The following is an 11,142-nucleotide window of genomic DNA, read 5'->3' as shown; positions in this document are numbered from 1 at the left end:
CGAAGGCGGCGAAGCGCACGATGTCGACGGTGATCGCCCGCTTGTTGCCGCCGGCACGATAGATCGCATAGGCCATCCACAGTGCCTGGATCTGCGCGACGATCAGCAACACGCCGATCGGCCGTGCCGGCAACACGATGATGAAGCCGAAATATTTCACCGCCTGGAGCACCGGGTAGAGCATGATCCGCTGCACTTCGGTCAACCGGTTGTAACGGTAGAAGACCAGGCGGATGACCACCAGGATGGCGACCCAGGTCGCCGCCAGCCGGCCAAGGCGCTCCGGCGCCGGCCATTCCCCGGCCGGTCCGAGCGAAACCAGCAGGCAGCCCAGGAGGCCGAGCACGATGCCCCAGGGCCAGGCGTGGCGGGCCAGCGGGAAGCCTTCATAGAGCAGATGCTCGGGCCGCAGCGTCGGCGCCACTTCCTTCTTGGCCGCGACCTGGTCGTTCTCGAAATAGCCGATCTCGTAGATCGTCAGGACCGACATGAAGAGGGCGAGCAGACCGAGCGCCCAGGGAAGCGTCGGCCCCGCCGCCGGCCAGGTCGCCAGCGCCAGGATCGGCAGCTCGCGCAGCAGGCTGTTGTAGAGCACGTAGGCTTTGCCGTATTTGGCATGGCCCGTATAGCGCATCGGGAAATAGAGGCTCTCCTCCGCGCCGTAGACCGGGCCGGTCGGCGCGATCAGCAGGGGCACCCCGACCGCCTCCAGGGCGTCCCGATCATCTTCCGAATCCGTCAGCATGACGGCCGAGGCGAGTTCCGCCGCCGAGAAATGCCGTTGCAGAAGGGCGCGCTTGCCGGCCAGCAGGGCGCCCGGCCTCGGCAGCAGGCCGGTCGAGAGGCGCCGGCAGCCCTCGAAGGAACTGCCCGCCAGCATGGGGCGGAGCAGGAAATCCAGCGCGAAGGTGACGATGACGATCCGCTCCGGCGGCAGGCGGCGAAGCGCTTCCGCCAGGGGGTGGCGGCTTCGTTCAGCGAAGAAAGCGGCCGCCTCGCGCCGCCAGCGCAGCAAGGTCCAGGGCATCAGCAGGGTGACCGCGACGACCGCCAGATAGTCGCCCAGGCGGTAGCCGTGGCGGCCCAGCACGCGCCAGGGCACCAGGCCGCGCAGGCCCGCCAGGATCATGCTGACCAGGATGCCAGGGCGGGCACGGCGCAGATATTCGTCCGTGCTGCTGGCACTGAGCAACGTGTAGTCGAAGTCGACGAAGACGAGGCCCTCGGCCGCATCCAGTGCCGCCTGCACCTCTTCCATCGTGGCGCGCGCGGCCGCTTCCGGGGACTTGCCCATTCCACCTGCTCTCGAAGACCCGGGACGGGCCGATGCCAAGAGACCCCTTGTCGCCAGCGGCGGGCGCCGTGGTCAAGTCCCTTCTGCCCGCCCCTTGCCAATCCGGGACGTCCGGGTTCTGCTCTTCGCGGGAAAGGAAACCTCCATGCAGCCGAACGAGAAGGAAGGGCGGCCGCCGCACCCGCTGGACAGCCTGCGCGAGCTGGGTGCGGGGCTCGATCTCCTGCGCGGCCTCGCCTCGGCGGCGAAGGCGCGGTTGAGCCCGGGCCGCGACGTCGGCCACGGGGCCCGGGTCGCCGTGCTGCCCGGCTATGGCATGGACGACGCCACCACCCTGCTGCTGCGCCGCTGCCTCGACCATCACGGCTTCAAGGCCGAAGGTTGGGGCCTGGGCCGCAACACGGGCGCGGTGCCCGATCTGGCGCGGCGCTTCGCCGAACGCCTGTCGCACCGGGTCGCCGCCTTCGCCACCCCCTATGCCCTGGTGGGCTGGAGCCTGGGCGGCTATATCGCGCGGGAAGTGGCGCGCAGCCGGCCCGACCTGGTCGCCCGCGTGGTCACCCTGGGCAGCCCGGTGAAGGGCGGGCCGAAGCACACTGTCCTCGCCCCCCTGTTCAAGGCCCGCGGCTTCGATTTCGAGCGGGCCGAGGAACGCATGGCAGCGCGCGAGGAAGTACCGCTGCAAGTCCCGGTCACCGCGATCTACAGCCGGCGCGACGGCATCGTCGGCTGGCGCGCCTGTCTCAGCCCCGAGGAGAAAATGGTAACCCATGTCGAAGTGACGACCAGCCACAGCGGCATGGGCTTCGCCCCCGAAGTGCTGGACCTCGTGGTGCGCAGCCTGGCCGGCGGCACCGAGACGCCCTGAGATGCCGGGGCGCGGCGCTTCGCCCGCTCGACAACCAACGCCGCCTGGGGCACCGTCCCGGTCGTAGCGCGAGAAGGAACACCACCATGTGGCTCAGACGCCTGCACCCGGCGGCCGGCGGCACCGCCCTCGCCGTCATCGCCTGTTTCTGGCTGGCCACGGTGGGCAGCGAGATCTTCGGCGACCGGACGCTGATCGCCACGGTGAAGACCTCGATTCCCTGGGGCTTCCTGCTGCTCCTGCCCTGCCTCGCGGCGGCCGGGCTGAGCGGGCGGCGCCTGGCCGGACGGCGGCGCCACACCCTGATCGAGGCGAAGCGACGGCGCACCCTGGTCGCCGCCGGCAACGGCCTTCTGGTGCTCATGCCCTGCGCCTTCGCCCTCGCCTTCCTGGCCGCCTCGGGCGATTTCGGCACGCCCTTCTACGGCATCCAGGCCGTGGAACTGGTCGCCGGCGCCCTCAACATCGCCCTTCTCGGCCTCAATATCCGGGACGGTCACCGTCTGCACCCCTAGTTTCATCATGGAACCCACCGCCCTTCGCATGACCGCCCTGCATGGCGAACAGGTGGACAGGCCGTTCTCCTTTCGGCTAGTCAACGGACCAACTAGGGCGGGAGGTTGACCATGTCGGGTGTTCAGGCGGCGGGCGCGCCGATCGAGGACCGACGCCAGCTCGTCGAATGGATGGCCGAAGGCGCCAAGCCCCGCCAGGACTGGCGGATCGGCACCGAGCACGAGAAATTCGGCTTTAACCTGGCCGATCTGAGCCCGGTACCCTATGGCGGGCCGTCGGGCATCCGCGCCATGCTGGAAGGGCTTCGCCGCTTCGGCTGGGCGCCTGTCTACGAGGGCGAGAACATCATCGCCCTCGAAGGCCATGGCGCCTCGATCAGCCTGGAGCCGGGCGGCCAGTTCGAACTCTCCGGCGCACCGCTCGAGACGATCCACCAGACCTGCGGTGAAGTCGGCCAGCACCTCGAACAGGTGCAGGCGGTGGCCAAAGAGCTGGGCCTCGGCTTCATCGGCCTCGGCTTCGCGCCGACCTGGAAGCGCGAGCAGGTGCCGGTCATGCCCAAGGGCCGCTACGACATCATGCGCGCCTACATGCCGAAGAAGGGCAACCTCGGCCTCGACATGATGCTGCGCACCTCGACCGTGCAGGTGAACCTCGACTTTTCGTCCGAGGCCGACATGGTCGACAAGCTGCGTGTCGCCCTCGCCCTGCAGCCGGTGGCGACCGCGCTGTTCGCCAATTCGCCCTTCACCGAGGGCAAGCCGAACGGCTTCCAGTCCTACCGCGCCCACATCTGGTCGGACACCGATCCCGACCGCACCGGCCTGCTGCCCTTCGCCTTCGACAAGGGCTTCGGCTTCGAGCGTTACGTCGACTGGGCGCTCGACGTGCCGATGTATTTCGTCTACCGCGACGGCAAATACATCGACGCCTCGGGCCAGTCCTTCCGCGATTTCCTGGACGGCCGCCTGCCCGCCCTGCCGGGCGAGAAGCCCCATCTGGGCGACTGGTCGGCCCATCTGACCACCCTCTTCCCGGAAGCCCGGGTGAAACGCTACATCGAGATGCGCGGCGCCGACGGCGGGCCGTGGAAGCGGCTCTGCGCCCTGCCCGCGCTCTGGGTCGGGCTGGTCTACTGCCAGGAATCGCTCGACGCCTGCCTGGACCTGGTCCGCGACTGGACGGCGGAAGAGCGCGAGGGCTTGCGTGCCGCCGTGCCGAAGCTCGGCCTGCGCGCGCCCTTCCGGGGCGGCACCGTGCTCGACCTCGCCGAGCGTGTGCTGGAGATCGCCGAGGCGGGGCTCCACCGCCGCGCGGCCGACAACGGCATGGGCAGCGACGAGACCATGTTCATCCAGGTCCTGTTGCGCAGCGTCGAATCCGGCAAGAGCCCGGCGGACGAATTGCTGGAGGCCTATCACGGCCGCTGGCAGGGCGATATTTCCAAGCTCTTCGCCGAATACGCCTATTGACCATGAAAGGCCGCCGGATCCTCACCATCCTGGGGCATCCGGCGGGCGACAGTTTCTGCGCCGCCCTGGAAGAGGCCTATTCGGGAGCGGCAAGCGCTGCAGGGGCCGAGGTCTCGCGCCTTCGCCTGGGTGACCTCGCCTTCGACCCGATCCTGCGCCAGGGTTACCGCTCGCGCATGGAACTCGAGCCCGATCTCCAGGCGGCGCGGGCGGCGATCCTGGCGGCGGAGCATCTGGTTTTCGTCTATCCAATCTGGTGGGGTTCGGTGCCCGCCCTCTTGAAGGGCTTCCTCGACCGCTGCTTCCTGCCCGGCTTCGCCTTCGCCTACCGGAGCGAGCGCCAGCCCCTGCCGGACGGCCTCCTGAAGGGGCGGAGCGGACGGCTGATCGTCACCTCCGACACGCCGGGCTGGTTCAACTGGCTGGTCTATGGCGCGCCCGGGCACCGCATGATGACCCAGACGGTGCTGAAATTCTGCGGCGTGAAGCCGGTCCGGCGCACCGTCTGCGCCCCGATCCGGCACTCGACGGCCGAGGCCCGGGCCCGCTTCCTGGCCCGGGCGGCCGACGCCGGCTATCGAGACGCTAGCCCCTGAAGGCCGAACGGGCGAAGAGCCCGAGCACCCAGATCGTGATGAAGGCGGCGATTCCCGCCGGCACGAAGGCGATCAAGCCCATGATCGAGCCCGGGCCGACTGCATTGTCCCAGGGCGACAGGCCGCGGTTGGCGGCAAAATTGGCAAATAGATAGAAGATCGTATTGGCCCAGATCGCGAAGGCGATGACGCCCGCGATCAGGCGCCGCCGCCCGACGTCGGCCACCACGCGGTCGAGCACCGCGGCGACGGCGATCGCCATCACGCCGTTCAGCAGCGAGCCGATATGCATGGCCCGCCAGCCCCGCTCGCTGCCCGGGAAGGGGAAGGTAGCGCTGGGCAGCGGGTCCAGAATGAAGCCGCCGAGCACGACGAAGCCGATGGCGAAACCGGCCAGAAGACCAAAAATCAAGACCAGGGCGCCGTGCCCGGCGAGCCGGCGCGCCTCGGGTGACATATCAGGCATGTTTCTCTCTCCTCCCTCGGGCCGTTAACCCTGTTGTTTCGGCGATCTTGCCACGGCAGCCTGATTCCGCCCCCTTCTTTCGGTGCCCCCTTCTTTCGGTGGAGGACGCCATGCCCGCCCGCCTTGCCGCCGCCTTTCTGGCCCTGCTCGTCCTGATGTCGCCGCCGGCCCGGGCCGCGACCTTCGAGGACCCGGACGAGGTCTATGCCGCGCTGGCGGCACCGGCCGACGCCGTGCTGACGATCGGCGGCGGGAACATCGCCGTCAGTTTCGCCGAGGGGGCGCCGGGCCTCGACCGGGACCTCGCGCTGGCTTGGATCCGCGATGCCGCGACCGCGGTGACGACCTATTTCGGGCGCTTTCCGGTGGCGCGGGTGGGCATCCTGGTGGTCGCGGGCGACGGTGCGGGCGTCTCCGGCGGCACCACCTGGGGCCACGCCGGCTCGGCCATCCGGGTCGTGGTCGGACCCGGCACCGACGCCGCCGGCTTCCGCCGCGACTGGGTGATGGTGCACGAGATGACCCACCTCGCCCTGCCCCGCCTGGCCGAGCGCCACCTGTGGATCCAGGAGGGCAGCGCCGTCTATGTCGAGCCGCTGGCCCGCGCCCAGGCCGGCTTCCTGGACCAGGCCGGGGCCTGGCGCGATTCCTTCCACGGCATGCCCAAGGGCGAACCCGGCCCGGACGACCGGGGCCTCGACCTCACCCACACCTGGGGCCGCACCTATTGGGGTGGCGCCACCTTCTGCCTGCTGGCCGACATCGCGATCCGCCAGGAGACCGGCAATGCCAAGGGCCTGCAGGACGCCTTCCGCGCCATCAACCGGGCGAGCGGCGGCAATGGTGCCTTCTGGACCATGGAACGACTGATCGAGACGGGCGACGCCGCCACCGGCACCCATGTCCTCGCCCGCCTCTACGGCGAGATGGCCGACAGACCCGTGGCGACCGACCTGCCCGCCCTCTTCACCGCCCTCGGCATCGCCGAACAAGGCGGCCACCTGACCTTCGACGACGAAGCCCCCCTCGCCCGCCTGCGTGCCAGCCTGATCATGCCCGAGCGGCCGGCCTTGTGAGGCGCCGCCGCCAGCATTATATTCTTACCTCGATCTTACCGACACGAGGCCCATCATGGCGGCACCCGGCAAGCCGACGACCGTCCTCTCCACCAAGGGTCAGTTGATCCTGCCCAAGGCGATCCGTGACCGGCGCCAATGGGCCGCGGGGACACGTCTCGTCGTCGAAGAAACGCCGGACGGGGTACTGCTCCGGCCCGCCCCGCATTTTCCCGAGACGGCGGCGGACGATGTCTTCGCCTCGCTGCCGGTGACGGGCCGCGCCCGCACGATCGAGGAAATGGATGCCGCCGTTCTGGCCGAAGCGAAGCGGCGCCTTGCTGGCGATTGATGCCAATATCGTCGTCCGCTACCTGACCGGCGATCATCCACAGCAATCGGCCACTGCCCGCGCCCTGATCGACGGCGAGGACGTCTTCGTCGGGGTGACCGTGCTGCTCGAATCCGACTGGGTCTTGCGCAGCGCCTATGGCTTCGCGGCGGTCGACGTGGCGCGCGCGCTCCGCGCTTTCGCCGGACTGCCGCGCGTCACGGTGGAAGCCCCGGCGAGTGTCGCCCTGGCGCTGGACCGGACAGAACGGGGCATGGATTTCGCCGACGCCCTGCATCTCGGCCTGGCCGTGCATTGCGACGGTTTCGCCACCTTCGACCGCCGCCTTGCCGCCACCGCCCGCGCCGCTGGCGACACGAAGGTTCGCCTGTGCTGAATCATCCGACGAGTTCCGGATAGCGCCGGCGCCAGGCTTTGTCCTTCGCCCGCGCCTCGATCACGGCCCGCCGCGCCCCGGCGAAGGCGGGGGTCGGCACGAGGCGAAGGGCGAAGAGATCATCCAGGCCGAAGGGGGCGGCGACGGCGATCCTGCCGTCCCCGGTCAGGCGGACGGCGACCGCGGTCGCCGTTTCCGGCCAGTGACGCATGGCGTCGAGGGCGGAAGCATAAGGTTGGTCGCCATTCCGGACGTGCATGCGGGCCTGATTCTTCACCGACCAGGCGACGCCGGCCGAGACCTCGGCCAGGAGCACCTCGGCGGCCCGGTCTTCCGCCGGGTCGGCACGGGCCGGATCGAACCAGATGACATCGACGTCGCCGGTCAGTGCCCGCGGGCGACCGTGCAGATGGTCCCACACCAGGTTCCGCACGAAACCGGCCGCGACCCAGGCCTGCGGCAGGCCCAGCCGGCGGACCTGCGCCAAGACCTGCCGGCGCTGTGGATCGGCTGCGACCAGCGCCGCCAGGGCGGCGGCGTGGCGCAGCATGGGGGTCAGGCCGCCGTGCCGCCGACCGTCAGCCCGTCGATCAGCAGGGTCGGCTGGCCGACGCCGACCGGCACGCCCTGGCCCGACTTGCCGCAGGTGCCGATGCCGGGGTCGAGTGCCATATCGTTGGCGACGGCGCGCACCTGGGTCAGGCAGTCCGGCCCGTTGCCGATCAGGGTGGCGCCCTTCACCGCGGGGCCGATCCGGCCGTTCTCGATCCGGTAGGCTTCGGTGCAGGTGAAGACGAATTTGCCCGAGGTGATATCGACCTGGCCGCCGCCGAAGTTCACCGCATAGAGGCCGTTCTTCACGCTCGATACGATGTCGTCCCGGGTGGCATTGCCGCCCAGCATGATCGTGTTGGTCATGCGCGGCATCGGGCTGTGGGCATAGGACTGGCGCCGGCCGTTGCCGGTCGGCTTCATGCCCATCAGGCGGGCGTTCAGCCGGTCCTGCAGGTAACCGACCAGGATGCCGTCCTCGATCAGCGTGGTGCGGTTGGTCGGCGTGCCCTCGTCGTCCACGGTGAGCGAGCCGCGGCGGCCCGGCAGCGTGCCGTCGTCGACCACGGTGACGCCCTTGGCCGCCACCTGGGTGCCCATCAGGCCGGAGAAGGCGGAGGTCTTCTTGCGGTTGAAGTCGCCCTCGAGCCCGTGGCCGATCGCCTCGTGCAGCAGGATGCCGGGCCAGCCGGCACCCAGCACGACAGGCATTTCACCAGCCGGCGCCGCCACCGCGTCGAGATTGACCAGCGCCTGGCGCAGCGCTTCGTCGACCGCCCCCTGCCAATGGGCAGGGTCCATGTATTTGGTCAAGAAGCCGCGCTCGCCGGCGCCGTAGCTGCCCGATTCCTGCTTGCCGCCGTCCTCGACCACGACCGAGACATTGATCCGAACCAGCGGGCGCACGTCGCGTACCCGAAGGCCCGAGGCGCGCACGATCTCCACCACCTGCCACGAGCCGGAGATCGAGGCCGAAACCTGTTTCACCCTTGGGTCCTTTGCCCTGGCATAGGCATCGATCTCGGCCAGCAGCTTGGTCTTTTCCTCGAAGGAGACCGTGGTGAGCGGATTGTCCTCGACATAGAGCTTGGCGTTGGTGCCCGGCGGTGGGGCCGCCATGACCCCGCCGTGGCCCTGGGCGACCGCCCTCACGGTGCGGGCGGCACGCGCGATCGCTTCCTCGGACAATTCGGCGGCATGGGCGAAACCGGTCGCCTCGCCCGCGACGGCGCGCAGCCCGAAGCCCTGCGACGTATCGAAGCTGGCCGACTTCAGGCGGCCGTCGTCGAAGGCCAGTGATTCGGACTGGGCATATTCGAGGAACAACTCGCCGTCGTCGGCACCGGTCAGCGCCTCGTCCACCAGCCGGTCCACCCGGGCGGGATCGAGACCCGCACGCTGGAAGAACAAGGCGTCGGGGACGAGATCGTCGGCGGACTGTGACATTGGAAGACTCCTTCGCTCATCCCTCTGAATATGGGGGATAAGGGGGCTTCCGTCACGGGTCCGTCACCGCTAGAAGGCAGGATCGTCAGGCGTTATAAGAAATGACGTGGATCAAAGGCAGTTTGCGTCATAACGTCGCAAGACAGGGGTGGTTCGTGGCTCCCGATGCGGAGACGCTATACTGCCGTGAAAAGAATGACCGATCGGTGCGGATGCCGCGCAGTGATCGATTCCCGGCCGGCCTGTGAAGGCTGCCGGGGGCAGGATTTGGAGGGGCGACGGGGGCAGAAATCGGCATCCCGTCCCGACATAGCAGCGGGAGTTGAATCGACCCATGGGTCAGACGATCAACCGGGCCAAGACTGGCCTTTTCACCTTGATGGCCGGTGCCGGCCTGCCGGGCCTCGCCCTGGCGGACCAGCCGACGCCTTGGGAATTGAACCTGCAGCCGGCAGCGACGCCGGTCATGGAGAGGATCACTTCCTTCCACGACCTGCTGCTGGCGATCATCTTTGCCATCGTGGTGCTGGTCGCAGCGCTGCTGGTCTATGTGATGATCCGCTTCCGCGCGAGCGCCAATCCCAATCCGTCCAGGACTTCGCACAACACGCTGATCGAAGTGCTGTGGACCGTGGCGCCGATCATGATCCTGGTCGTGATCGCCATCCCGTCCTTCCGCCTGCTCTATTATTCGGACAAGGCGGCGGACGCTGAGCTGACCGTGAAGGTGCAGGGCTACCAGTGGTACTGGGCCTATTCCTATCCGGATGCCGGCGACTTCACGGTCGAATCGCGTATCGCCGCCCGTACCGAGGCGGAAGCGACCGACGGCAAGATCCGCCTGCTGTCGACCGACAACCCCATGGTCGTGCCGGTCGACACCACGGTGCGCGTCCTCGTGACCTCGGACAACGTCATCCATTCCTGGGCCGTGCCTTCCTTCGGCGTGCAGAAATACGCCAACCCCGGCCACATCAACGAGACTTGGTTCCGGGCCGAGAAGACCGGCACCTATTTCGGCCAGTGCCAGCAGATCTGCGGTTCCGACCACGGCTTCATGCCGGTCGAGGTGAAGGTCGTCAGCAAGGAGGACTATGCCGCCTGGGTTGCCAAGATGAAGGCACAGGCCGGCATCCCCGACGCCGCCCCGACCAAGCTGGCCGCCGCCACGGCCGCGCCGGCCACCGCGAACTGACCGTCAGACAAGGATTTAGCTCATGGCGACACATGCAGCCGCTCACGGTCACGACGACCACGGCGACCACGGCCATCCGACCGGCCTCCGGCGCTGGCTGTTCTCGACCAACCACAAGGACATCGGCACCCTCTACCTGATCTTCGCGATCGTCGCCGGCCTGATCGGCGGCGCCATGTCGATCATGATGCGCCTGGAGCTCCAGGAGCCGGGCACCCAGTGGATCCAGAACCACCACCTCTTCAACGTGCTGGTGACCGGCCACGGCCTGATCATGGTGTTCTTCGTGGTCATGCCCGCGATGATCGGCGGTTTCGGCAACTGGTTCGTGCCGCTGATGATCGGCGCGCCGGACATGGCCTTCCCGCGCATGAACAACATCTCGTTCTGGCTCCTGGTGCCCTCCTTCATCCTGCTGCTGACCTCGGTCTTCGTGCCGGGCATCGGCTCGGATCCGGGCGTCGGCACGGGCTGGACGATCTACACGCCGCTGTCCTCCAACGTCGTGGGCGTGGTCTCCCATGACGGGCCGGCGGTCGACCTGGCGATCCTGTCGCTGCACCTCTCCGGTGCGTCGTCGATCCTCGGTGCGATCAACTTCATCACCACGATCTTCAACATGCGGGCGCCGGGCATGACCCTGCACCGCATGCCGCTGTTCGCCTGGTCGCTGCTGGTCACCGCCTTCCTGCTGCTGCTGTCGCTGCCCGTGCTGGCCGGCGCCATCACCATGCTGCTGACCGACCGCAACTTCGGCACCGCCTTCTTCGATCCGGCCGGCGGTGGCGACCCGATCCTGTTCCAGCATCTGTTCTGGTTCTTCGGTCACCCCGAAGTCTACATCATGATCCTGCCGGGCTTCGGCATCATCAGCCACATCATCTCGACCTTCAGCCGCAAGCCGGTGTTCGGCTACCTCGGCATGGCCTATGCCATGGTCGCGATCGGCGTCGT

13 protein-coding genes are annotated in these 11,142 nt (G+C 68.4%); 9 read left to right on the top strand and 4 right to left on the bottom strand.

The genetic code is table 11. The features are described from left to right. Window positions 1-1,294, bottom strand: a 1,294-nt coding sequence (locus tag WC493_RS19130; RefSeq protein WP_373067442.1) for a haloacid dehalogenase-like hydrolase, incomplete at its 3' end; no start/stop codon positions are given. Between the two features lie 145 nt (window positions 1,295-1,439). Between WC493_RS19130 and WC493_RS19125 the strand changes: the two genes are divergently transcribed. The 4 genes from WC493_RS19125 to WC493_RS19110 all read left to right on the top strand — a co-directional run bounded on the left by WC493_RS19125 (window position 1,440) and on the right by WC493_RS19110 (window position 4,746). Further along, entirely contained in the window at window positions 1,440-2,162 is a 723-nt protein-coding gene (locus tag WC493_RS19125; protein WP_373067440.1) for an alpha/beta fold hydrolase, read from the top strand. Window positions 2,163-2,248: 86 nt separating this feature from the next. Beyond that, window positions 2,249-2,677 carry a hypothetical protein gene (locus WC493_RS19120; RefSeq protein ID WP_373067437.1) on the top strand — a complete coding sequence of 143 codons (429 nt, stop codon included), beginning with the start codon at window positions 2,249-2,251 and terminating at the stop codon, window positions 2,675-2,677. A 111-nt stretch (window positions 2,678-2,788) separates the two neighbouring features. Next, window positions 2,789-4,150 carry a glutamate--cysteine ligase gene (locus tag WC493_RS19115; RefSeq protein ID WP_373067435.1) on the top strand — a complete coding sequence of 454 codons (1,362 nt, stop codon included), beginning with the start codon at window positions 2,789-2,791 and terminating at the stop codon, window positions 4,148-4,150. A 2-nt stretch (window positions 4,151-4,152) separates the two neighbouring features. Beyond that, window positions 4,153-4,746 carry an NAD(P)H-dependent oxidoreductase gene (locus tag WC493_RS19110; RefSeq protein ID WP_373067444.1) on the top strand — a complete coding sequence of 198 codons (594 nt, stop codon included), beginning with the start codon at window positions 4,153-4,155 and terminating at the stop codon, window positions 4,744-4,746. Here WC493_RS19110 and WC493_RS19105 read toward each other — a convergent pair. Then, complete coding sequence (locus WC493_RS19105) at window positions 4,736-5,212, bottom strand: hypothetical protein (RefSeq protein WP_373067433.1); 477 nt, start codon at window positions 5,210-5,212, stop codon at window positions 4,736-4,738. The genes WC493_RS19110 and WC493_RS19105 overlap by 11 nt on opposite strands. 110 nt (window positions 5,213-5,322) lie before the next feature. Between WC493_RS19105 and WC493_RS19100 the strand changes: the two genes are divergently transcribed. The 3 genes from WC493_RS19100 to WC493_RS19090 are packed head-to-tail and all read left to right on the top strand — an operon-like array spanning window position 5,323 to window position 6,995. Further along, window positions 5,323-6,288: a hypothetical protein gene (locus WC493_RS19100; RefSeq protein ID WP_373067430.1), complete on the top strand. Its 966-nt coding sequence runs from the start codon at window positions 5,323-5,325 to the stop codon at window positions 6,286-6,288. A gap of 55 nt (window positions 6,289-6,343) precedes the next feature. Next, the gene (locus tag WC493_RS19095) at window positions 6,344-6,619 is read left to right on the top strand and encodes an AbrB/MazE/SpoVT family DNA-binding domain-containing protein (protein WP_373067428.1); all 276 of its coding nucleotides are present in this window, start codon (window positions 6,344-6,346) and stop codon (window positions 6,617-6,619) included. Beyond that, on the top strand, window positions 6,606-6,995 hold the full coding sequence (locus WC493_RS19090; protein WP_373067425.1) for a type II toxin-antitoxin system VapC family toxin: 390 nt from the start codon (window positions 6,606-6,608) through the stop codon (window positions 6,993-6,995). Before WC493_RS19095 ends, WC493_RS19090 begins: the two co-directional genes overlap by 14 nt. Before the next feature lies 1 nt (window position 6,996). Here WC493_RS19090 and WC493_RS19085 read toward each other — a convergent pair whose 3' ends face one another. Continuing rightward, on the bottom strand, window positions 6,997-7,545 hold the full coding sequence (locus tag WC493_RS19085; protein ID WP_373067423.1) for a nucleotidyltransferase family protein: 549 nt from the start codon (window positions 7,543-7,545) through the stop codon (window positions 6,997-6,999). Between the two features lie 5 nt (window positions 7,546-7,550). Beyond that, complete coding sequence (gene tldD, locus WC493_RS19080) at window positions 7,551-8,993, bottom strand: metalloprotease TldD (RefSeq protein WP_373067421.1); 1,443 nt, start codon at window positions 8,991-8,993, stop codon at window positions 7,551-7,553. Between the two features lie 334 nt (window positions 8,994-9,327). On the opposite strand from tldD, the gene coxB reads away from it, so the two are divergent. After that, complete coding sequence (coxB, locus tag WC493_RS19075) at window positions 9,328-10,188, top strand: cytochrome c oxidase subunit II (RefSeq protein WP_373067418.1); 861 nt, start codon at window positions 9,328-9,330, stop codon at window positions 10,186-10,188. A gap of 22 nt (window positions 10,189-10,210) precedes the next feature. Beyond that, the coding region (locus WC493_RS19070; protein ID WP_373067416.1) for a cbb3-type cytochrome c oxidase subunit I at window positions 10,211-11,142 on the top strand (932 nt) is incomplete at its 3' end.

This window comes from Zavarzinia sp. (assembly GCF_041650655.1).
Lineage (GTDB): Bacteria > Pseudomonadota > Alphaproteobacteria > Zavarziniales > Zavarziniaceae > Zavarzinia.
This window is presented reverse-complemented; position numbering and strand designations above follow the sequence as displayed.

What these genes read in the sequence shown, in the direction of transcription:
- WC493_RS19110 (WP_373067444.1), top strand. Translation starts at nt 4,153, where the DNA reads ATGAAAGGCCGCCGGATCCTCACCATCCTGGGGCATCCGGCGGGCGAC.
- WC493_RS19100 (WP_373067430.1), top strand. Translation starts at nt 5,323, where the DNA reads ATGCCCGCCCGCCTTGCCGCCGCCTTTCTGGCCCTGCTCGTCCTGATG.
- WC493_RS19095 (WP_373067428.1), top strand. Translation starts at nt 6,344, where the DNA reads ATGGCGGCACCCGGCAAGCCGACGACCGTCCTCTCCACCAAGGGTCAG.
- WC493_RS19085 (WP_373067423.1), bottom strand. Translation starts at nt 7,545, where the DNA reads ATGCTGCGCCACGCCGCCGCCCTGGCGGCGCTGGTCGCAGCCGATCCA.
- WC493_RS19105 (WP_373067433.1), bottom strand. Translation starts at nt 5,212, where the DNA reads ATGCCTGATATGTCACCCGAGGCGCGCCGGCTCGCCGGGCACGGCGCC.
- WC493_RS19115 (WP_373067435.1), top strand. Translation starts at nt 2,789, where the DNA reads ATGTCGGGTGTTCAGGCGGCGGGCGCGCCGATCGAGGACCGACGCCAG.
- coxB (WP_373067418.1), top strand. Translation starts at nt 9,328, where the DNA reads ATGGGTCAGACGATCAACCGGGCCAAGACTGGCCTTTTCACCTTGATG.
- tldD (WP_373067421.1), bottom strand. Translation starts at nt 8,993, where the DNA reads ATGTCACAGTCCGCCGACGATCTCGTCCCCGACGCCTTGTTCTTCCAG.
- WC493_RS19120 (WP_373067437.1), top strand. Translation starts at nt 2,249, where the DNA reads ATGTGGCTCAGACGCCTGCACCCGGCGGCCGGCGGCACCGCCCTCGCC.
- WC493_RS19125 (WP_373067440.1), top strand. Translation starts at nt 1,440, where the DNA reads ATGCAGCCGAACGAGAAGGAAGGGCGGCCGCCGCACCCGCTGGACAGC.